This is a genomic window from Flagellimonas lutimaris (assembly GCF_051494225.1).
Lineage (GTDB): Bacteria > Bacteroidota > Bacteroidia > Flavobacteriales > Flavobacteriaceae > Flagellimonas > Flagellimonas lutimaris_A.
The window spans coordinates 285,510-307,946 of record NZ_JBNPYE010000003.1; the positions used below are offsets into that span (position 1 = coordinate 285,510).

Genomic DNA, 22,437 nt, shown 5'->3' on the forward strand with positions numbered 1-22,437 from the left:
CAACATAAATCCACCCCTTAGTTTTTAGCATATTTTTAGCGTTATGACCAAGATTTTATTGCTTTCCGACACCCATGGCCACATGGACAAAACCATTCTAAAATATGCGGCACAGGCCGATGAGGTATGGCATGCAGGCGATATTGGAAGCCTTTCGGTCACCGATCAATTGGAAGCATTAAAACCTGTTCGGGGCGTACATGGCAATATTGATGACCATGTGATTCAAAAAGAATTCCCGGAAAACAACAGGTTTATGTGCGAGGGTGTGGATGTTTGGATTACCCATATTGGCGGATACCCCAATAGATACAATGTTCGGGTACGGGAAGAAATTCGCAATAATCCACCCAAACTTTTTATATGTGGGCACTCCCATATTTTAAAGGTGATGCACGATAAAAAACTAAACCTTTTGCACATGAACCCCGGAGCATGTGGCAAACATGGCTTTCATCAAGTGCGTACCATGTTGCGGTTTGTGATAAACGGGGATAAAATATCCGATTTGGAGGTGATAGAGCTTGGCAAACGATGACCCAAAACATAAAGAAGCAATCGAATAGGCAAAAAGACAATTCCCGCTTAGTGTAATTCACTCGATGACGAACGGTTCCACCCAAATATCTAATCCAAATAGATTGGTAAGCATTTTCTGAAGACTCCGTCTAAGCTTTCATAAAATATTTATCTATAACCTAAACTATGAGAGTAGCTAATTCAACCCTGTTATTTGTTACCAGTCTATTTCTTTTGGTCTCATGTGCCGAAAAGAAGGAAAAAAAACAAGAAATGGTAGATGCACAAAAGGAAATGGCATCCACCGAACTTACGTATGACATAAACAACCCAAAAACCATTTTGGCGGCCGTTGCCAAAGCTTCCGGAGGATGGAATAATCTTTGGAAGAAAAAAGATGTACAATACACTTATGATTATCGCTATGCGGATGGAAAAGCAGACATTTCCACCGAGCGCTACATTTTTGATTCCGAAGCTTCTTATGGGAAGTATACCAAACACGAAATTAATGTAATGCCGGACCAGAAAGGTGTTGTGGTACAGTATTTCAATGGAAATGAAACCATTGTCGAAGTGGACGGAAAAAAAATGGACGTTCCAGAGCTCGTTGGTGTAAGCGATTTTTTGCGAAAGGCCAATTACTACTGGTTTACCATGCCCTATAAATTGAACAACAAGGCAACTATTGCCAAATATCTTGGGCAAGAAGAATATAATGGCATCCAATATGACAAGGTCGAAGTATCCTATGATCCTGCCATTACCGGAAAAGAGCAAAATGACATGTATATTATTTATGTTAACCCAGAAACAAAATTGATAGACAGGTTTTATTTTTCCTTGCCGTTTTTAGGAGTCAACGAACCGGTCATCATTGCCAATTATTTTTATGAAAACATCAAAGGTCAGATGATTTCAACAAAGCGTACTTATTTTATGCCAAGTGAAAACGGATATTCCGAGGAACCAAACTTAATACAGACGTTAACCGATATTACCTTCGACAACAATTTCTCGGCAGAGAATTTAATGGAGTAAGAAGTTCAACCCACTCAAGCTTTTATATGTTTCTTACCTCCTAACTTTAAAGGTACTTGTCCTTCTGTACAGGAAGCTAGGCACAATGTGGTTAGCATTTCATCCATTAAGCACACACGATGTTGCGGTCTGTGACAGACAAGGACGAAATATCCTAATTGGAAGTAGTAAAATTTGGCAAACGAAAGCCAAAACACAAAAATCCCGGCCAAGGCCGGGATTTTTTCGCACTAATACTACTAAGATGTTAGGTTCAACGTAAGCGATCAACAGATTTTACAAGATCTTCATCCTTTTTGATAGCCCTGTTGGCCAGGACCAGAAAAACGATAGAAAATACAGGAATCAGCATCCCAATACCCTTCTCAGAAACTACAGTTTCTCCGGATAAGCTTAGCGATCGATAAACGAAAAATCCTAGTAAAAAAAGGTTCAATATGATATTCAATCTGTTTACCACAAATTGATTTTGTCTTTTCTTGTACATTAAAATCGATACTACGGCCAGTACGGTTGCCACGTAAAAAACAAGGCTCACAATAACCTGGTCTTGAGCAAATACCTCTTTACCGCCTACTTCTACCCATAGATTCAAAAAAAACGGTAGTACGCCCGAAATAAGGCCTACAATCAGTAAAAATAACGTTTGTATCCGCTGAATCATTGTGCAAATCGATTTCAAAACGCAAAAATAGGTGTCTTTTTGATAAATAAGGCCTTATTCTTGAAAAATTATTTGTAATATTGCCTTGTTATTAGCAAGCACCTACCTCGGAATTCTTTTCTCCAGTAGCATTCAAAAATAACCTTACTTCATAATAAGAATCACACAAGTTTAACTTATTTCTTTACTTAATGTTCGAGATTTCAGATCTAAAAGCTAAAAAGCTTCCTGAGTTGCAAGAAATTGCAAAGGGTCTTAATGTTCCCAAATTCAAATCATTGAAAAAATTGGACCTTGTATACCAGATACTGGACCTTCAAGCATCCAACCCTAAGGCTGTTGCGGAAACCGTTACAGCAACCACAGACGAAAAGCCGGCTCCAAAACCCAGAAAAGCTAGAGATCCACGCCCTAAAGCTACGGAGACAAAAAGCACTGATGGTGACGCTCCTAAAAAAGTGCCTCAAAAAAGAGAGCCCAGGAGCAAAAATGATGACTCCAAACCGCAGGAAAAACCTCAAAAAAGGGACAACAAGCCACGCGACAACAAACCTCAAGACAACAAACCGCAAGGCAACAACACTCCCCAAAAGAATCAAAATATCAGGAGAAGCAACCAACACAACAAGCCTCACCACGACAAAAAGAACAATAATTTTGACAAGGATCTAAGAAATAGGTACAAAGAGCCTGAATTTGAGTTCGATAGCATTATTGAAAGTGAAGGTGTGTTGGACATTATGCAGGATGGTTACGGATTTCTAAGATCTTCCGATTACAATTATCTCTCTTCTCCCGACGATATTTATGTATCCCAATCCCAAATTAGATTGTTCGGACTTAAGTCCGGGGATACTGTTCTGGGGAACATAAGGCCTCCAAAAGAAGGCGAAAAATATTTCCCGCTGATCAAAGTGAACAAAATCAATGGCCTCGACCCCCAAGTGGTCAGAGACAGGGTAGCTTTTGAGCACCTTACCCCATTGTTCCCTAAGGAAAAGTTCAAATTGGCGGAAAAACAAAGTACTATTTCCACAAGAATCATGGATTTGTTCTCTCCTATCGGAAAAGGACAAAGGGGAATGATTGTTTCTCAGCCCAAAACGGGTAAAACCATGTTGTTGAAGGATATTGCCAACGCAATCGCGGCCAATCACCCAGAGGTGTACCAAATCATTCTTTTGATCGATGAACGTCCTGAAGAGGTTACCGATATGCAACGTAACGTACGCGGTGAAGTAGTTGCTTCCACTTTTGACAAAGAAGCCACCGAGCACGTGAGGGTCGCCAACATTGTTCTTGACAAGGCGAAAAGATTGGTTGAATGTGGTCACGATGTAGTGATTTTATTGGATTCCATTACCCGTTTGGCCCGTGCCTACAACACCGTACAGCCAGCTTCAGGTAAGGTATTGAGCGGTGGTGTGGATGCCAATGCACTGCACAAGCCAAAACGTTTCTTTGGCGCCGCCCGTAACATCGAAAATGGAGGGTCTTTATCCATTATAGCTACAGCCTTAACAGAGACAGGTTCCAAAATGGACGAAGTCATCTTTGAAGAATTCAAGGGTACAGGCAACATGGAGCTTCAATTGGACAGAAGAATATCCAACAGAAGGATTTTCCCTGCCATCGACCTTATATCTTCTTCTACACGAAGAGACGATCTTTTGTTGGACGAAAATACCATTCAACGTATGTGGATCATGCGCAAATATCTTGCAGATATGAATCCGGTGGAAGCCATGGAATTTATGGAACAACGTATAAAGCAAGCAAAAAACAACGAGGAATTTTTACTCACCATGAGTCAGTAAACACACACAGTACTTTAAATCATACGGTTACAGGCCCTTCAATTTTTTGAAGGGTTTTTTTTTACCCAATTACCAGAAAAGGCATATCTTTAAGTCGGTTTCCCCAAAACTGAACTATAAACACTTAACTATGAAAAACAACAGGAAGGCCCTACTTGCTTTTATAGGGGTCGGTTTATTATTATTGGGAGCTTGCCAACAAGGCCCCAAGAAAGACGAATCAACAGAACCTACAAATCCCAATTCAACACAAAAAGAACCCATTGCACCTCCCGAGGGCATTATTTCTTTAGAAGAATCCAAATCGCTCTACGATAACTACACCAAAAACAGGATTGGTATGATCGAGAAGTACGAAATGGAGCAATCTCCTGATGAAAAACACATCCCCTCCCGTTTCACCTCTTTCACATACTCAGATATAAAACAATATATGGCCTATATTGAACAAGAAGCTGGTGAAGCTGGTGTCGATATCTCTTCTTTACGTTTTTATTTTGCCAATTATCCTGACAAACCCGACTTTCCAGATGGAAAAAAAGTGGTACATCCTAGACAGAACTCAATATTTATTGTGCCCACTACAATAATGGATGGTCAAGAATATGGGTTCTATATTGGAACTGATGGAAAAGCAAAGCCTATAAAAGATGCGATGGGCCGCTCCAAAGAAAATAACACTTCCCAAGCCAGTTTGATGCCCATCTTATTACAGGATGACGGGGGAAGCTTAAATCTTAATCATGGTAGTTCGGGACCACCACCCGATGGCGATTTTTAAATATGCTCCAAGAATTTTTGAAATATTTAGTAGATCTATTTTATATTCCTTTATACTTAGTTACTTGGATTATTGCTCTATACAGGTATCGTAGTTATTTCGACACTCCGTTAAAGTATCTACCCATGATTATTATCTATACTTTTTTTACAGAGCTTTTAGGGACATTTATAAAGTATAATAATAATTTTCAATTTTTCTCCGACATACGCTATACATGGCATAATGTGATTATTTATAATATTTACCAACTGGTGTTCTTCCTATTTTTCTTTGAAGTATATCGAAAGATTTTTAATAAGAAACAACATAAGAAATGGGCACGCTACGGTAGCTACTTGTGCATTTTGGCCTATACGATCAACGCCATTATTTTTAATCCATTGCACCATAGAATGAGTAATGCCCACATCTTAGGCTCTGTTATTCTAGTAATTCTAATTGTATTTTATTTTAAAGAAAAGAGAAAGGAAGGTAGATTTCCTGCTTTAAAGGACAACCTTATGTTTTGGGTAAGCACCGGACTACTGTTATTTTACATACCATTCCCCTTAATTTCAATATTTTACAAAACCAATTGGGATATCAGCATTCGCATCCTATTACGACCTATACTTTTAACCTCAATAGCCTTCATGTATGTCAGTATCATTATCGGTCTTATAGTTGGCAAAAGAAGGTCATTTCGTTAATTATACGTCCTTAAAGCAGAGCCTCCAAACATGGAGGCTTTTTTTTTTGCTATTTTAGTCCCTAATCAAGAATATTGGCGGTTAAGGGGTTACCATAAAAATAATGGAGGGATTTTATACATTTATTACCGAACAATACATCCTTCCGTTCTATTTGATTGTATGGATTGTGGCCATGAGCCGTTACCATTCATATTTTGACACGCCTTTAAAATACTATCCTATATATTTAATGTATACTCTGCTTACAGAGGTATTGGGATATCTCATAAAATATTTTGATGAGTTTCAAGTAGTCAATATCGAAAAATATAGTTGGTACAACGTAATCATATTCAATATTTACTCCGTTATCTCCTTTTTGTTTTTTTATTATATCTACTGGAGGATGGTTCAAAACAAAAAACACAAAAGATGGATAAAAATCGGGGCTTTGGCAAGTATTGCCTGTTATTTGATCAGCTTGTTCTTCCAAGATCCCTTTTACAGCAATCTTTACTATGCGGACATGATTGCTTCTTGGATACTCCTTCTCAACATTTGGTTCTATTTTAAAGAAAAAATGAGCAAGGCCAGCCCTTATCCGAACAAACACAATCTTATGTATTGGATGAGTATTGGATTGGTGATTTTTTATTCAATTTTTCCCTTCCTGTTCTGGGTGGGCTATGAAATTCCACAAATATGGATTGATTACCACTTTAGAACCATTTTACGAATATTGATCTTGATGATGTACGGTTCCTTTCTCGTGGGTGTGCTTGTACACAAACGAAGGGCATTCAGATAAATTGATATCAAATAAAAACGCCCCCAAATTGGAGGCGCTTCTAATATTGTGAAATAACCAAGCTTACATTGCTGTAACCTTCGTCATTAATTTGCTCTTAAGGTTTGCTGCCTTATTGTTATGAATGATATTTTTCTTGGCTAATTTATCAATCATACCAACAACAGTAGGCAACAAAGCTTCAGCAGCTTTTTTGTCTTCCTCGTTACGTAATTTTTTGATGGCATTACGCACCGTTTTGTGCTGATACCTGTTACGCAAACGTACCGCTTCGTTTCTTCTGATTCTCTTTAGTGCTGACTTATGGTTTGCCATTGCTTAAATTTAATTCTTTCTAAATCCTTTTTTTGTAGCCCGTAGGGGAATCGAACCCCTGTTACCAGGATGAAAACCTGGCGTCCTAACCCCTAGACGAACGGGCCATTAAATTTCAAAAACTCAGGGCTGAACCCAAATTTCAAAAGTTTCAACAACCTTTTGTAGCCCGTAGGGGAATCGAACCCCTGTTACCAGGATGAAAACCTGGCGTCCTAACCCCTAGACGAACGGGCCATTATGCTTACATAATTGCGGATGCAAAAATACAACTATTTTTAAGTCTTGCAACAGTAATTATTATTTTTTGCTTCCTGTTTAATAAGCCTTTGCAAACAACACCCTTTGTTGGGATGGTTTTCCTGTTACTATGCACTTGCCTTCCTCTTGTTTCGCATTCAAAGGAATACAACGAATGGTGGCCTTGGTCTCCTCCTTGATCTTATCCTCGGTTTCCATGGTGCCATCCCAGTGGGCAGATACAAATCCTCCTTTTTCCTCTATTACTTTTTTAAACTCGTTATAAGAGTCCACTTCGGTTATATGTTCCTTTCTGTAATCCAAGGCTTTGTTGAAAATATTCTCTTGAATTTCATCCATCAAAGACACTACTTTATCCACTACCTCTTCGGCTTTTACAATTTCCTTGGTCAAGGTATCCCTTCGTGCCACTTCAAAAGTTCCGTTGGCCAGATCGCGTTGACCCACCGCCAAACGTACGGGAACACCTTTCAATTCATACTCATTAAATTTGAATCCAGGTTTATGGGTATCCCGGGTATCATATTTAACGGTAACCCCCCTATCACGCAACTCTTTTACCAATGGGTCCACTTTTTCTGAAATCGCATCCAATTGATCTAATCCTTTGTAAATAGGAACAATTACCACTTGAATTGGCGCCAATTGAGGAGGTAGTACCAAGCCATTATCATCACTATGTGTCATAACCAAGGCTCCCATCAATCTTGTTGAAACACCCCAAGATGTGGCCCAAACGTATTCTTGCTTCCCTTCTTTGCTTGCAAACTTCACATCAAAGGCCTTGGCAAAATTCTGTCCCAAAAAGTGTGAGGTACCCGCCTGTAATGCCTTTCCATCTTGCATTAAAGCTTCAATACAGTAGGTTTCCTCCGCACCGGCAAATCGTTCACTCTCCGTTTTGGTTCCTTTGATAACGGGAACTCCCATATATTTTTCAGCAAATTCAGCATACACATTCATCATAAGCTCTGCTTCTTCTATAGCTTCTTCTCGTGTTGTGTGCGCGGTATGACCTTCCTGCCATAAAAATTCTGCTGTCCTTAGAAAAAGACGTGTCCTCATCTCCCAACGTACTACATTGGCCCACTGATTGATCTTTAGTGGCAAATCCCTATAAGACTGCACCCATTTTCTAAACGTGTCCCATATTATGGTTTCAGAGGTTGGCCGAACAATAAGTTCTTCTTCCAATTTTGCGTCTTCATCTACAATAATGCCACTGCCATCCTCCGCATTCTTCAATCTATAATGTGTAACAACGGCACATTCCTTGGCAAAACCTTCGACATGACTTGCTTCCTTGCTCAAATAGGATTTGGGTATAAACAATGGGAAATAAGCATTCTCATGACCGGTTTCCTTGAACATTTTATCCAATTGACCCTGTATTTTTTCCCATATGGCATACCCATAGGGCTTAATTACCATACATCCTCTAACCCCTGAGTTTTCAGCCAAATCCGACTTTACAACTAGTTCGTTATACCATTTGGAATAATCTTCCGCTCTGCTCGTTAAATTTTTACCCATGTATTGTAGTTTGGCACAAAACTTGTGACTTTAGTCATGTAATGATTGGGTAAAACTAATTATTTTTAGTATGTTCAACAATAAAAATTGCGCCATGTTAAAGTCTTTACTCCATAATAAATTTAAAACCTCATCCATATTGATGGTTACCACCCTATTTATGGCTTCTTGTGGTTCCTATCAACAAGCTTCATATTACGATGATGGCATCTATTCAACCAATGACCGTGTTGTTAGGGTTGAAAAGAAAAATGCCCAAGCTGTAAGAATTGAACAGCAAGAAAATAACATCTATGGTGATTATTTTGGTGAAAAAGCAAATGAATATGGCGAAATTTTGGACAGTGAAGTGTTTACGGACATCGATAGCTACTCTAGCCAAATGCCCAACGACACCATACCTTATGGCGAACAAACCGATTACTTAGCTTATAATAATAACTACAATGGAAACCCTGGATGGGGAGATAACCCCACAAGTGTTTCCATCAATGTATATGACAATAGTTGGGGATGGGGAGGCTATTACGGCTGGAACTATCCTTACTTTGCTTGGGGATGGAACTATCCTTACTACAATTCGTGGGGATGGGGATGGAACAATCCTTGGAGATACAACCGTTGGGGCTGGGCCGGATATTACGGTTGGGGATACCCATATAATAGTTGGGGCTGGGCCGGATATTATGGCTGGGGCGGTTACTACAACTACTGGAATCGTCCATATTATAACAGAGGTTATGCATACATGTCAGGGAGAAGAGGTTACTCTTCGCGTATCCCAGGAACAACTCTATCGTCCAGAACAAATGGATATACCAGCAGAATACGAAATAATAGCGGACGTTCCAATGCTGCCTTGTCTCGTAGCAACAATAATTTAGCAAGAAGAAATACCCAAAGTTACAGCAACAGATCAAATGTAAGAAGGTCTATTAGTGCAGATGCCGTTGCCCGAAATAGAAACTATAGAACCAGTAGAAGTACCAGAACTTCTCCAAGTTACAATGGAAGTTCAAGAACCACGCGTCGTTCTTATGGAACAACTCCTTCAACAAGAAGTAGCCGAAGCTACAATAGAAGTAGTTCACCCTCATCCAGAAGCTATAGTTCTGGACGAAGTACAAGAAGTTATCAATCCAGGAGCTCAGCTCCAAGTAGAAACTACAGCAGACCATCAAATAGATCTAGTTCTAGTAGCTACCGCAGTAGTGGTTCCTCAAGAAGCAGTAGATCAAGCGGAAGCTACCGAAGTTCAGGAAGTAGTTCCAGGGGCAGTTCTGGAGTAAGATCTTCTGGTGGTTCGTCTAGGTCCTCAGGTGCATCTAGATCTGGAGGAAGTAGGGGCGGAAGAGGCGGAAGACCATAATCTCCATAAACTAATTCGTTAAATCTAAATCAGAAGAAATGAAAAGAATCTCAACTTTCATTATGGTATTGGCATGCACATTTGCAAGTGCCCAGACCATTGATGATGTATTGCGCTACAGTACAGAAGACCTTCAGGGCACTGCAAGGTTTCAGGCCATGGGAGGCGCATTTGGAGCTTTGGGTGGGGATTTATCCGCACTAAACATTAATCCAGCGGGTTCCGCGGTCTTTAATTTTAGCGAGATAAGCCTTACAGGCTCGAACTATAATAGGAACAACGATGCCCTTTACGGCAATTCCGTCAGAAACACCACCACTAATTCTTTGGATTTCAATCAAGTAGGTGGCGTATTCGTTTTCAATTCATCTACAGATAGTCCTTGGAAAAAAATTGCATTAGCGTTCAACTATGATTTGGTGCAAAATTATGATAATGAATTCGTTGCATCGGGAAGCACTGCTGTGGGAATAGACAATTACTTCCTCAACTTTGCACAAGGAGAACCTTTAGGGCCGTTACGCGTGCAAGATGGAGAGTACATTGAAGATGCCTACTTGGATATTGGTGCTAATCTTGGTTATTCCGCTCAACAGGCATTTCTTGGTTTCCAGGCTGGAATTATAGAACCTGTTGAAGACATTGACGAGAACACCTCCTATTTTTCCAACGCGCAATACGGAAGCGTAGATCAAAGATATTTACAGAACACGTCTGGGTACAATAGTAAATTCACCTTGAATTTTGCCGGACAGTACAAAGAAGACCTTTACTTAGGGGCATCTGTCAACTTCCATAATATTTTGTTCGATAGGGCAACATATTTGGATGAAGATGGATATGATGCAGACTCTCCCATTCAGTACACCTCTTTTGATAATTTACTACATACCGAAGGTTATGGCTTCTCCTTTAGCCTAGGCGCCATTGCAAAATTGAATCAATCCATTCGAGTGGGCGGTAGCTACCAGTCTCCAACCTGGTACACTTTAACAGATGACACCTCGCAGCGAATCAACTCCAATTTAGCTGTATCCGATATCGACTATATCAACTTTGGCATCATAAACCTTTATGATGAATATAGAATAAAGACCCCTGAAAAATATACCGGTAGTATTGCATTGGTATTTGGCCAAGATGGACTTATAAGTTTGGATTACTCCTACCAAGATATGTCCAAAGCAGAACTTAGACCTGCGTCCGACCCAAATTTTATAGATGAAAATGACTTTATCGCGGGCACTTTAGGTGCTGTTAACTCCTATCGTTTAGGAGGTGAATACCGAATAGAACAAGTAAGCCTTAGGGCGGGCTACCGATTCGAGGAAAGCCCCTATGAAAACAGTGATTTTATTGGTGACCTTAATGGATTTTCCGCTGGTATTGGATATAATTTTGGTGCCAACCGCCTGGATTTGGCATATAGCAGAACCGAACAAGATGTAAACTCCTATTTATTTGATGGCGGTATTGACAGTGCAGCATTGGTCAATAGAATCAATACCAACATATCTCTGGGATATTCATTGAAATTCTAAATAGAAATAAGATTTGCGCAAGGCTGGAAGAGATTCCGGCCTTTTTTTATCGGACCAATGAAAAATGTCGCCTTACAGAGGTAGCTACCAATACTCCCTCATCATCACGCTCATAATCCAATCGGAACCAATAGTCGGAAGAAGGCATATCCCTTCCATTGAAAGTCCCATCCCATCCTATATTGACATCAATCTGTTTTAAAAGCTTACCGTAGCGGTCAAAAATAAAGACTACTGGATTAACCAATTCCTCGACACCGTATACATTCCAGTTATCGTACACCCCATCACTATTGGGTGTAAAGAATTTTGGGTAACCTACCACTAAAAATTCAATAGGCACCGTAGTTCCACAGCCATTTTTATCATTGATTACCACCGTATTGGTACCAGGTGGCACATCATAGAAGATTGGATCATCTTGAAATTCGCCATTATTAATAGCATATTCATAGTTTCCATCACCTATGGGAACAACTTCAATATTATACGGGTCGGTTTGATCACTATGGACAAGATCATCGATTACCCTGACCTCATCCAATTCGGGCGTTCCATAAAAAGTAATCAGTATACCTCCAACATCTTCTACAGTGGGCGGTGTTCCCGATGCAGTGGTGATCTCCGCAAAATACCTTCCTGAATTCGGACTGGAAACCACTAATTCAGTACCATTGAACCCTGTTCCCACTAAAGTGGCATCCACCGTCCCATCATCCTCATAATCCACCATCCATTCTACGGAAGCAATATCAGAACCGGCAGGTGAATTCAATGCACTTAGCACAATATCTGGATCACCTTCACAGGCAACAATATCAAATCCCAAAAACTCATCACGGAGTGTACAATCCAAAGCATTATCTTGATCCTCATCCACCGAAGTACCTGTAAAAGTCAAAACAAAAGACTCAGGTTCATCATCAAAATTGGTATTGTAGTTGTTAATGTAGAGGTAGTAGATTTCCCCCTCCCGAACATTCAACCATTCATCATAAGTATTCTGGCTTCCTTTTACAAATGGAGCGCCTTCACGCCCATCAATTGGATTTACGCCAATCCCTGTAAAGTTGGTCTCGTTATATTCATAGTTGCAACGAATGGGTTGTGCCGACCCATCACCGATAATGGTGCAATAATTTTCGTTTGAAGTTTCATCAAAGGGCCCGTACAATGCAAAATCCCACTCAGCGGTAACCGGGCTACCAGGGTTTACAGGCATTGCTTCAATATCAAAACCAATTTGCCCATCCGTACCTGCCCTAAACACAAACCAGCCGGTATTGTTTTCTATGTTCGCAGAACTAACACTTCCTTTTTCCAAACAACCGGTCTGGGTGATTACCTCTGGGTCAAAATCATCTATATCCCCACCACCATCCGTGATTCCCATAATGGGAGCATCCGCGCAAACAGGTATTGCTGTCCTACAATCCGGGGAGTTTTGTGCGCTACCTATTATGGGAAATAATAAACAACAGATAGCGCTAAATAGAGCTCTCATAGAATTCTGGGTCTATTGGTTATTCTACTTAATAACCAGTATAACTCCTTAATCGAGGCTTTTAGTATGTCTTAATCGAAGAAATTTGCAGTTAATCGACGAATGGCCAGTGTATTATCGTCGTAAAGAAAAATGACTTTGTAAATGCTTCGCATAGGTTCGATTGCCATCATCATCGATATACGATAATTTGAACCAGTAATCTGTGGATGGCAATGGTTTACCTTTAAAGTTTCCATCCCACCCAGGATCAAATTCAGTCATTTGCTTTATTAGTTTTCCATAACGATCATAAATGGTAACAATCGGTGAATTTAAGGTAGAAAGTCCCTCAATTTGCCAAGTTTCGTTCAGCACGTCCCCATTAGGAGAAAAAATAGCCAAAAAACCTACCACAACAATATCTTCCTCAACTTCACCGCAACCAAAAGGGTCTCGCATACTTATCGTATGAACACCGGGAGCAACACCTTCAAAAACATTGGAGTTCTGAAAATCATCTCCATCTATACTAAACTCATACAACCCATTATCTTCTGTATTTATGGTCACCGTATTGTTCACGCTCATATCGGCTATATCGATACTTGAAATCACTGGCACATTGGAAATGGCCACAGATACTGTTCGGGTAGCTTCACAAATTGTTCCATTTGATTCATGAGTGACGGTCAATGTATAATCGCCCTCTTCCGAAGCCATGATAGATGGTGTATGTTCTCCTGTACTCCATTGATAAGTGTAATTTGGATTCGCTTGCATTTCACCAATCTCGACACTTCCAATCGCTTCACAGATGACTGCTTGCTCATCAAAATTTAAAACTGGGGTTTCTATAGCATTCAATATAAAGCTTTGGGAAGCATCATAGCAGTCTGGATTCGCTAGAGAGGTGGTCCTTACGTAAATGGTTTCCAAACCTCCCATTGGTACATATTCTTTTTCCAGGGGGTTTATCCCAGCTTCGGCATCAAGTTGTGTGTTATGATAGCTGATCATGAAACTATCAGGGTTCATATCTCCAAAAGCTTCCGAATTCTTGCTATCCAATTTGAAGGTTATATTCTCCCCAAGACAAAATGTTTCATCTGCCACTATTCCTGTAATAGGCACCTCGTTAAAACCAACTTGCACATCACTTACAATATTTTCTGAAGAAGTTGTGACCACGACACGGTATTGCCCAGAACTTTGCACATTCTGTATCGCTCCATTGGCTCCTGCAATCAGCTGATAGCCACTTCCTGAGTCTACATACCATTCATAACCAATAGCTCCGAAAGTAGTGGCGTCCAAAACCACATTTTCTCCCTCGCAAGCAGCAATGGGCGGTCCCAACAAATTGCTAACAATGGAACAATCCAAAGCACTATTTGGATAATCTACCCAAATTTCTCCGGTGAACTGAATTGAAAATCCTGAATTAAGGTTACTGAAATTATTGATAAAGAGATAGTAATCCTCACCCGCTTCAACTTGAAGCCAATCCTCATAGTGTACCGAATCCTCATCTCCCGTTGGGTCTTCCCCTACCCCAATAAAACTGGTGTTTTCGCTATTATCAAAAAAATTACATCGGATGGGCTCCCCCAAGCTACTACAATCACTGGCACGGTATAAGGCAAAATCCCAATCCTCGTTGCTATTATGACCAATATTAAAACCTAATTGTCCAGCTTCAGCAGTCCTAAACCGGTACCAGGCCGAATTGGACTCAATAGCACCTGTAGTGGTCTGTTCCAAACACCCACTGGAGGCAGCCCCATTAAAGTCATCGATACCAAAACCATTGGTACCACCATTTATGGGAGTATTGTTACAAATAGGAATAGCATCGACACAATCTTGGACAACTTGCGAATATGCACCTTGCCAAAATAATAGCATTATTAAGGTCTTTGCGAAAAGTTTCAACATAAAAGTCTGTAGGTTCGGACATTATAAAAGTACCGTGACATTTGTCTTAACAATAATTTATGTTGTCAAACGTCCGATACCAGATGTTAAATCGGTCATTAATGTATATCTTTGCTCTCCTTAAGCAATAGCTATGAAACTAGAGCAGGCATTGGAAGAACAACATGAAGAAAGAGGAAACGACCACGTTGGTTCCTCAACAGATACCCCAATGAGGGAAGATGCTTTTGTATTGAGCGATGAAGAAAAAATCGAAAGAATACAAAAAAGCGTTAGGGAAATTATGCTTACCCTTGGTCTCGATTTGAATGATGACAGTTTAAATGGCACACCAAAACGTGTAGCCAAAATGTATGTAAAGGAAATCTTTGGTGGATTGCATACTGATAGAAAACCTAAAGCATCAACTTTTGACAATAAGTATAAGTATGGTGAAATGTTGGTTGAAAAGAATATCGTGGTTTATTCTACATGCGAACACCATTTACTTCCCATCGTTGGACGGGCACACATCGCCTATATCTCCAATGGAACGGTAGTTGGTCTCTCCAAAATGAACCGTGTGGTGGATTATTTTGCCAAGCGACCACAAGTTCAGGAGCGTTTGAACATTCAAATTGTAAAAGAACTTCAAAAAGTATTGGGTACAGAGGATGTTGCCTGTGTTATAGATGCCAAACACCTTTGTGTAAATTCCAGGGGAATACGCGATATCGACAGTAGCACAGTAACTGCGGAGTATGGTGGGAAATTTAAAGATGAAGCCACACGAAGGGAGTTTTTGGACTACATCAACCTAGATACTGAATTTTAATCCTAAAAGATTAATGCAACTCTATAAAGACCAAGCTTTACGAATCCATAATTCACTTACTGGAAAAAAAGACTTATTTGAACCCATAAACGAAGGCCACGTTGGCATGTACGTTTGTGGACCTACAGTGTATAGCAACGTGCATTTAGGTAATTGTCGGACTTTTATGTCCTTCGACATGATTTTCCGGTACTTCAAGCATTTGGGCTACAAAGTTCGATATGTCCGTAACATTACCGATGCGGGACATTTGGAGAACGATGCAGATGAAGGGGAGGACAAAATAGCCAAAAAAGCAAAACTGGAGCAAATTGAACCTATGGAAGTAGTACAGCGCTACACTGTAGATTTCCACAATACCTTACAGCAATTTAATCTTTTGCCTCCAAGTATTGAACCCACGGCTACTGGTCACATTATAGAGCAAATAGAAATTATCAAGGAAATCCTTGAAAAAGGATTGGCCTATGAAGCAAATGGTTCGGTGTATTTTGATGTGGTCAAGTTCAACGAGGACCATGATTACGGCAAGTTGAGCGGAAGAAAGTTGGAGGACATGATTACCCACACCCGTGAACTTACCGCTCAGGACGAAAAAAGAAACCCACAGGATTTCGCTCTTTGGAAAAAGGCAGAGCCCCAACACATCATGCGTTGGCCATCACCATGGGGAGACGGTTTTCCAGGATGGCACTTGGAGTGTACAGCCATGAGCACTAAGTATCTGGGCGAAACTTTCGACATTCACGGTGGCGGAATGGACCTTAAGTTTCCACACCACGAATGCGAAATTGCACAAGCAGAGGCCAGCACCGGAAAATCTCCTGTCAACTACTGGATGCATGCCAATATGTTGACCCTTAACGGTAGAAAAATGTCCAAATCCACGGACAATAATATTTACCCTGCCGAGATTTTCAGTGGTGACAATAATATCTTGAGCAAGCCATACACTCCTTCAGTAGTGCGCTTTTTTATGATGCAAGCACACTATACCAGTATCTTAGATCTTAGCGATGAGGCTTTACAAGCATCTGAAAAAGGATACAACCGATTGATGGACGCCTTGGAGAATGTTAACAACCTAAAAACAGGCGACACATCAAATTTTGATGTTGCCGCATGGAAGCAGAAGTGTTATGACTCCATGAACGACGATTTCAACACACCGATCCTAATTGCACAGCTGTTTGACGCCGTTAAGCATATTAATCTAATAAAGGAGGACCAAGAAACCATTTCCAAGGAAGACAAGGCGTTATTGACCAGCACACTAAAAGCTTTTGTTTACGATGTTCTTGGAATCGAAAATCAATCGTTGGCAAAAGATGATCCCAATGCACTTAGTGGTGTAATGGAACTATTGATTGATATTAGAAACGAAGCCCGTGCCAATAAGGATTTTGCCACTTCCGATAAAATTAGGGACGAACTCGTAGCTTTGGGCATTCAATTAAAAGATGGCAAGGAAGGAACTACTTTTAGTATAAACTAAGAGTGTTTTACAAATTTTGATTGGTACTCCCCTGGCGAAACGTGGATTTTTCGTTTGAACAAACGATTAAAATAGGAGCGGTTCTCAAAACCACATTCCATATATATTTCCTTTATTTTACGATTGGGGTCTTCTAATAAGTCAATGGCCATTTTTATGCGCTCGCTATTGATATAATCTATCGGTGTAACCCCCAATTCTTCCTTGAAGGTCTTATGAAAATGAGATTCGCTCATACACGCTTTCTTACTCAAATCCCTAACCGACAAGGGTTCGTGCAAATGTTGGGATATATATTCAATAACATAGGCCAACCTATTAGTTGAACTATGCTTTGAGGCATTTTGCACATAAGTTTCCCTCGAATTTCCCTGTAATATTCGAATAATGAGTTCCTGAAGCATATTGTCCACAAAAAAATCCTTGGAAGGATGATCTTCCGTAAACAAATAAAGTAACCGTTGGATTATGCCATATATACTGGCGTCGTTGGTAAAATGGTAGTTATAGTCTATCAGTGCCCACTCGGAACCATCGTGCTTGGGCATCGCCTCATTCATTAAGTTTATCACCTTATTGATTTTCTCATCGGATATGGCCATGGCCAGACAACGTGTAGGATTCCCTTCATTGGCTTCTGGAAAATCGATGCACATGACCTCATTGGATGGAAGTATCAAGGATTCGCCCGGTAAAAAATTAAAAGATTTTTTATCACGTAAATGCATCACTTTTTTACCGATCAACATAGAGGCAAGTACAGGCTGGTCAAATTGAAGGAGTACTTTTTCTGCCTGTAAATGTGTCTCAAAAACATGCATCGAAGCATTGTTCAATGTATAAGAAGTTTGATTCTCGACCAAGTGCTCAAGCCTTCTTTCCCTAAAAAATTTCTCTGGCAACTGCATATAAAATGATTACTCCTTAATATATTATATAAATACTTACTAAATATAAAAAATACAATGCGATATTTTGTTAAATAAATAAAAACAAAGAGAATTGGTCATATCTTTAATAGAATTCGTCAGATGCTAGGGATTCAAAATCAATACTTTTAGAATCAGTCACTTGGACAACGGTTGTCCGACACACAAAATTAACTTTAACAACACGTATTATGAGCAATGTACAAACTACTGAGCGAAGTATTTTGGAAAAACCAAAGTTCAAAGATCAGTATGAAAATTTCATCGGTGGAAAATGGACACCACCAACAAAAGGAGAGTATTTTGACAATGTTTCTCCTGTAGACGGAAATGCATTTACCAAAATTGCACGATCAACTTCAGAAGATATAGATAAGGCTATTGATGCCGCTTGGGCCGCTGCACCAGAATGGAACAGCTCCTCTGCTACCTACAGAAGTAACCTATTATTAAAAATTGCGGACGTAATGGAGAACAACCTCGAGATTCTGGCCCGCGCAGAAACTTGGGACAATGGAAAAGCCCTACGTGAAACCCGTGCTGCGGATATGCCCCTGGCCGTTGATCACTTTAGATATTTTGCAGGAGTCATACGAGCAGAAGAAGGCTCCGTGAGCGAGCTGGATTCCAATACCGTTTCCATGAACATTATGGAACCACTAGGAGTTGTGGGACAAATTATCCCTTGGAATTTCCCAATTTTAATGGCCGCCTGGAAATTGGCGCCTGCATTGGCTGCAGGAAACTGTGTGGTATTGAAACCCGCGGAGCAAACCCCTGTAGGAATCTTGATTCTGATGGAATTGATCGAAGGTATTCTTCCAGACGGTGTACTTAATATAGTAAACGGATTTGGTCTTGAAGCAGGAAAGCCTTTGGCTTCGAGTCCAAGAATCAAAAAAATTGCCTTCACGGGAGAAACCACCACAGGGCAATTAATTATGCAATATGCTTCCAAAAACATCATCCCGGTCACATTGGAATTGGGTGGTAAATCCCCCAACGTTTTCTTCGAAAGTATTATGGAGACGGATGATGAATTCTTCGATAAATGCTTGGAAGGTGCCGTAATGTTTGCATTGAACCAAGGAGAAGTTTGCACCTGTCCTTCAAGAATTCTGGTACAGGAAAGCATTTATGATAAATTTATGGAACGAGTGGTTGAGCGTACCAAAGCCATTAAGCTTGGACACCCATTAGATCCAAACACCATGATGGGTGCCCAGGCATCCAATGATCAGTATGAAAAAATCCTGAACTACATCCAAATTGGTAAAGAAGAAGGATGTGAGGTACTTGCTGGAGGCGAGGCAGCATACAACGAAGGCCTCGAAGGCGGATATTACATTCAACCCACCATTTTAAAAGGAAATAACAAAATGCGCGTGTTCCAAGAAGAGATTTTTGGACCAGTGGTCTGCGTCACCACATTTAAGGATGAAGCCGAGGCCCTTGAAATTGCCAACGATACCCTTTATGGATTGGGTGCCGGGGTTTGGACTCGCGATATGCACCAAGCTTATAAAATATCCAGACAGATACAAGCTGGTAGAGTTTGGGTGAATTGCTACCACAACTATCCAGCCCACGCACCATTCGGAGGGTACAAAAAGTCAGGTATCGGGCGAGAAAATCACAAAATGATGCTCAGCCATTATACGCAGACCAAGAACATGTTGATTTCTTACGACAAGAACAAATTGGGCTTTTTCTAGAATGGAAAATTTGATAAAACGAGTATTGGTTTCGGACCGAGCTATTAAAATCATTGACCAACTTAGGGAGCGCCATGGCGAACTTATGTTCCATCAAAGTGGAGGATGTTGTGATGGCTCATCCCCCATGTGTTTTCCCAAAGGTGAGTTGATGACCAATGAAAACGATGTGAAACTGGGCACCATACATGGGTGCGATTTCTTTATGAGCAAAGATCAGTTCGAATACTGGAAACACACACAACTTACCGTGGACATAACCACGGGTCGTGGTTCCAGTTTTAGTTTGGAAATTCCAATGGGTATTCGTTTTGTCATAAAGTCACGACTTTACACGGACGATGAACGGGAACATTTGGAACCCCTGCAATCAACTTCCGAAGAAGTTTAATTTAAGCCCCGACTTTATCGGGGCTTTTTGTTACCTTGTATTTTCTTTAGGCATATATAACATGAAGAAAATATTGATAACACCTTTTGTTCTGTTGGTCAGATTTTACCAGCTTTTTATTTCTCCCATGTTACCCTCAACTTGTCGCTATTCCCCAACTTGCTCACAGTATACCTTGGAAGCTTTAAAAAAACATGGCCTGTTCAAAGGAGGATGGCTTTCCATAAAACGTATTGTAAGCTGTAATCCCTGGGGAGGAAGTGGTTATGACCCCGTTCCATAAAAATTGAAGTTTAAATTAAACCGTGCAACCGTTCAAAGTCGTTATATTAGTCCCAAAATTTAGATAAATGTATTTCCTTGGATTTAACTGGAACCCCGAAGGAACCCTTTTTAAACTGGGTTTTTTACAAATAAAATATTACAATCTTCTTTGGATTGCAGCCTTTATTCTCGGCTGGTTCATCATGAAAAAAATCTTCCTGAACGAAAAGAAATCCATGGAAAAACTGGATTCCCTTTTCATTTATACCGTAGTTTCTATTATGCTGGGAGCTCGTTTGGGTCACGTATTTTTTTATGATTGGGATTATTACAAAGAGCATTTGGCAGAAATCCTTTTGCCCATTCGAGAAAGTACGAACGGTTCCTTATTTGGTATCATAAACGGCTACGAATTTACCGGGTTTACAGGTTTGGCAAGTCATGGTGCCACCATTGCTGCTATTATTGGTATTTGGTTGTACACCAGAAAATGGAAGGATATCAAAATGCTTTGGTTATTGGACAGACTGGTAGTTCCGTCGGCCATTGGAGCTGCCTTTATAAGGTTTGGTAATTTCTTCAATTCCGAAATCAATGGAAAAGTAGTGGACAAATCTTATTTTTTGGCTACAAGGTTTATCCGTGATTCGGACGATATGCCTGCATATCAAGCCATGGCACTTACCAAGGAACAAACTCCTAACGCAGCTTACAAAGCCATTCAGCATAATCCAGAATTTGCAGAAGTTTTACAATCCATTCCATACCGTCACCCAGCACAGTTGTATGAGGCCATTTGTTACATTTTCGTGTTTATCGCTTTATACCTTTTGTATTGGAAAACCGATTGGAAGAACAAACCTGGGTTTCTATTTGGGCTATTTATGGTACTCCTGTTCGTGGTTCGATTCTTCGTGGAATTCTATAAAAAGAGTCAAGGCGGTTTCGAGGATACATTGGGAATGCTTTCCACGGGACAATGGCTCAGTATCCCAATGATACTCATCGGTTTTTACTTTATGATCAAACCTGAACCCGTAGAACTTTAAAACCATGGTTCAACTTAAAAAAATCGTTCTATTTGTTTTTATCCTTGCTTTGGGTTCATGCAAAACCGAATCCAAACAATCCCTTAAAACAAATGCCATTTCCTTTACAAAAGAGGGTGAACTAACTGTCTTGTCCACAGAAATAGATTCCGTAAAGGCAAATTTTGATATCGAGATTGCCGAAACGGAATATGAGACCCAAACAGGACTCATGTATAGAAAATCCATGAAAGAGGATAGAGGAATGTTGTTTATTCAGCCTACAGAGTCCTTACAATACTTTTACATGAAGAACACTGAAATTCCTTTGGATATCATCTACATCAATACGGGAATGAAGATTGTTAGTTTTCAAAAAAACGCCGAGCCATTTAATGAAAACACGCTTCCTTCCAATGTCCCTGCCAAATATGTATTCGAAATCAATGCGGGACTTTCGGACCAACTGGGATTGCAGGTAGGTGACAGTATCTCGTTTTCTCGGAATTAAATGTCAAAATACCTCTTAGAAAATCAAGAGACTGAACGATTGGTCTTTCGCAAATTGGAAGAGTCGGATTTTGGGGATTGGCTGCCTTTTTACCACAATCCAAAATCGACCCAATTTTGGGAAGGATTGCCCGCTGACCCAGTTGAAGCCTGCAGAACACAATTCGATAGGGTCTTTGAACGCTACGAAAACGATTTGGGTGGGATGAACGCCCTAATTTCAAAAAAATCGGGAGCATTGGTTGGAATTTGTGGCCTGCTTGTTCAAACCGTGGATAATATAACTGAATTCGAAATTGGCTATTCCGTGCTTCCCAAGTTTTGGTTACAGGGCTACGCTTTTGAAGCAGCACAAAAATGCAAGGAGTTTGCTTTTGATAACAATTTTGCTTCCTCCTTGATTTCCATCATCCATGTGGACAATATTCCTTCCCAAAAAGTTGCTAAAAAAAATAGCATGTTCTTGGACAAAACCACAATCTACAAGAATAATCCAGTTCATATTTTTCGGGTGAATCAAGGATAATTGTAATTTTGGGTCAATACC

General features: G+C 40.2%; 21 protein-coding genes and 2 tRNA genes. 15 read left to right on the forward strand and 8 right to left on the reverse strand.

What is annotated here, in order from left to right:
- Positions 1-43 precede the first annotated feature (43 nt).
- A complete protein-coding gene (locus tag ACQQ5U_RS09620; RefSeq protein ID WP_437397078.1) occupies positions 44-538 on the forward strand; it encodes a metallophosphoesterase family protein in 495 nt (164 codons plus the stop codon).
- Between the two features lie 167 nt (positions 539-705).
- Complete coding sequence (locus ACQQ5U_RS09625; protein WP_437397079.1) at positions 706-1,560, forward strand: DUF6503 family protein; 855 nt, start codon at positions 706-708, stop codon at positions 1,558-1,560.
- Positions 1,561-1,813: 253 nt separating this feature from the next.
- On the opposite strand, the gene ACQQ5U_RS09630 is transcribed toward ACQQ5U_RS09625, so the two are convergent.
- The gene (locus ACQQ5U_RS09630) at positions 1,814-2,224 is read right to left on the reverse strand and encodes a DUF4293 domain-containing protein (RefSeq protein WP_437397081.1); all 411 of its coding nucleotides are present in this window, start codon (positions 2,222-2,224) and stop codon (positions 1,814-1,816) included.
- Between the two features lie 191 nt (positions 2,225-2,415).
- Between ACQQ5U_RS09630 and rho the strand changes: the two genes are divergently transcribed.
- The 3 genes from rho (at position 2,416) to ACQQ5U_RS09645 (ending at position 6,304) form a co-directional block, all read left to right on the forward strand.
- Positions 2,416-4,041, forward strand: coding sequence for a transcription termination factor Rho (gene rho / locus ACQQ5U_RS09635; RefSeq protein WP_437397082.1), 1,626 nt, complete (start codon positions 2,416-2,418; stop codon positions 4,039-4,041).
- A 130-nt stretch (positions 4,042-4,171) separates the two neighbouring features.
- A complete protein-coding gene (locus ACQQ5U_RS09640; RefSeq protein ID WP_437397083.1) occupies positions 4,172-4,822 on the forward strand; it encodes a hypothetical protein in 651 nt (216 codons plus the stop codon).
- A 795-nt stretch (positions 4,823-5,617) separates the two neighbouring features.
- Positions 5,618-6,304 carry a hypothetical protein gene (locus tag ACQQ5U_RS09645; protein WP_437397085.1) on the forward strand — a complete coding sequence of 229 codons (687 nt, stop codon included), beginning with the start codon at positions 5,618-5,620 and terminating at the stop codon, positions 6,302-6,304.
- A 63-nt stretch (positions 6,305-6,367) separates the two neighbouring features.
- On the opposite strand, the gene rpsT is transcribed toward ACQQ5U_RS09645, so the two are convergent.
- The 4 genes from rpsT to proS all read right to left on the reverse strand — a co-directional run bounded on the left by rpsT (position 6,368) and on the right by proS (position 8,413).
- Positions 6,368-6,619, reverse strand: coding sequence for a 30S ribosomal protein S20 (rpsT, locus tag ACQQ5U_RS09650; protein ID WP_437397087.1), 252 nt, complete (start codon positions 6,617-6,619; stop codon positions 6,368-6,370).
- 35 nt (positions 6,620-6,654) lie between these two features.
- A tRNA-Glu gene (locus ACQQ5U_RS09655) sits at positions 6,655-6,726 on the reverse strand.
- Positions 6,727-6,784: 58 nt separating this feature from the next.
- Positions 6,785-6,856 (reverse strand) — tRNA-Glu (locus ACQQ5U_RS09660).
- An 81-nt stretch (positions 6,857-6,937) separates the two neighbouring features.
- Entirely contained in the window at positions 6,938-8,413 is a 1,476-nt protein-coding gene (gene proS / locus ACQQ5U_RS09665; RefSeq protein WP_437397089.1) for a proline--tRNA ligase, read from the reverse strand.
- 94 nt (positions 8,414-8,507) lie between these two features.
- Here proS and ACQQ5U_RS09670 point away from each other — a divergent pair, with 94 nt between their 5' ends.
- The gene (locus ACQQ5U_RS09670; protein ID WP_437397091.1) at positions 8,508-9,782 is read left to right on the forward strand and encodes a hypothetical protein; all 1,275 of its coding nucleotides are present in this window, start codon (positions 8,508-8,510) and stop codon (positions 9,780-9,782) included.
- 38 nt (positions 9,783-9,820) lie between these two features.
- Positions 9,821-11,323, forward strand: coding sequence for an OmpP1/FadL family transporter (locus tag ACQQ5U_RS09675; RefSeq protein WP_437397092.1), 1,503 nt, complete (start codon positions 9,821-9,823; stop codon positions 11,321-11,323).
- A 46-nt stretch (positions 11,324-11,369) separates the two neighbouring features.
- Here the strand turns inward: ACQQ5U_RS09675 and ACQQ5U_RS09680 are convergent, their stop codons facing one another.
- On the reverse strand, positions 11,370-12,827 hold the full coding sequence (locus ACQQ5U_RS09680) for a T9SS type B sorting domain-containing protein (protein WP_437397093.1): 1,458 nt from the start codon (positions 12,825-12,827) through the stop codon (positions 11,370-11,372).
- A 114-nt stretch (positions 12,828-12,941) separates the two neighbouring features.
- Positions 12,942-14,714 carry a T9SS type B sorting domain-containing protein gene (locus ACQQ5U_RS09685; protein WP_437397094.1) on the reverse strand — a complete coding sequence of 591 codons (1,773 nt, stop codon included), beginning with the start codon at positions 14,712-14,714 and terminating at the stop codon, positions 12,942-12,944.
- Between the two features lie 163 nt (positions 14,715-14,877).
- On the opposite strand from ACQQ5U_RS09685, the gene folE reads away from it, so the two are divergent.
- Positions 14,878-15,558: a GTP cyclohydrolase I FolE gene (gene folE / locus ACQQ5U_RS09690; RefSeq protein ID WP_437397095.1), complete on the forward strand. Its 681-nt coding sequence runs from the start codon at positions 14,878-14,880 to the stop codon at positions 15,556-15,558.
- A 13-nt stretch (positions 15,559-15,571) separates the two neighbouring features.
- A complete protein-coding gene (gene cysS, locus ACQQ5U_RS09695; RefSeq protein WP_437397096.1) occupies positions 15,572-17,053 on the forward strand; it encodes a cysteine--tRNA ligase in 1,482 nt (493 codons plus the stop codon).
- On the opposite strand, the gene ACQQ5U_RS09700 is transcribed toward cysS, so the two are convergent.
- Positions 17,050-17,961, reverse strand: a complete 912-nt coding sequence (locus ACQQ5U_RS09700; protein WP_437397097.1) for an AraC family transcriptional regulator — start codon at positions 17,959-17,961, stop codon at positions 17,050-17,052. The genes cysS and ACQQ5U_RS09700 overlap by 4 nt on opposite strands.
- A gap of 212 nt (positions 17,962-18,173) precedes the next feature.
- Here ACQQ5U_RS09700 and exaC point away from each other — a divergent pair, with 212 nt between their 5' ends.
- From exaC to ACQQ5U_RS09730, 6 genes are all read left to right on the forward strand, one after another.
- Positions 18,174-19,697 carry an acetaldehyde dehydrogenase ExaC gene (gene exaC, locus ACQQ5U_RS09705; protein WP_437397098.1) on the forward strand — a complete coding sequence of 508 codons (1,524 nt, stop codon included), beginning with the start codon at positions 18,174-18,176 and terminating at the stop codon, positions 19,695-19,697.
- A gap of 1 nt (position 19,698) precedes the next feature.
- Entirely contained in the window at positions 19,699-20,088 is a 390-nt protein-coding gene (locus tag ACQQ5U_RS09710) for a DUF779 domain-containing protein (protein WP_437397099.1), read from the forward strand.
- Positions 20,089-20,149: 61 nt separating this feature from the next.
- Positions 20,150-20,371 carry a membrane protein insertion efficiency factor YidD gene (gene yidD, locus ACQQ5U_RS09715; RefSeq protein ID WP_437397100.1) on the forward strand — a complete coding sequence of 74 codons (222 nt, stop codon included), beginning with the start codon at positions 20,150-20,152 and terminating at the stop codon, positions 20,369-20,371.
- Between the two features lie 67 nt (positions 20,372-20,438).
- A complete protein-coding gene (lgt, locus tag ACQQ5U_RS09720) occupies positions 20,439-21,401 on the forward strand; it encodes a prolipoprotein diacylglyceryl transferase (RefSeq protein ID WP_437397101.1) in 963 nt (320 codons plus the stop codon).
- Between the two features lie 4 nt (positions 21,402-21,405).
- Positions 21,406-21,891, forward strand: a complete 486-nt coding sequence (locus ACQQ5U_RS09725; protein ID WP_437397103.1) for a DUF192 domain-containing protein — start codon at positions 21,406-21,408, stop codon at positions 21,889-21,891.
- On the forward strand, positions 21,892-22,416 hold the full coding sequence (locus ACQQ5U_RS09730) for a GNAT family N-acetyltransferase (protein ID WP_437397105.1): 525 nt from the start codon (positions 21,892-21,894) through the stop codon (positions 22,414-22,416). It begins immediately after the preceding gene.
- Positions 22,417-22,437 lie beyond the last annotated feature (21 nt).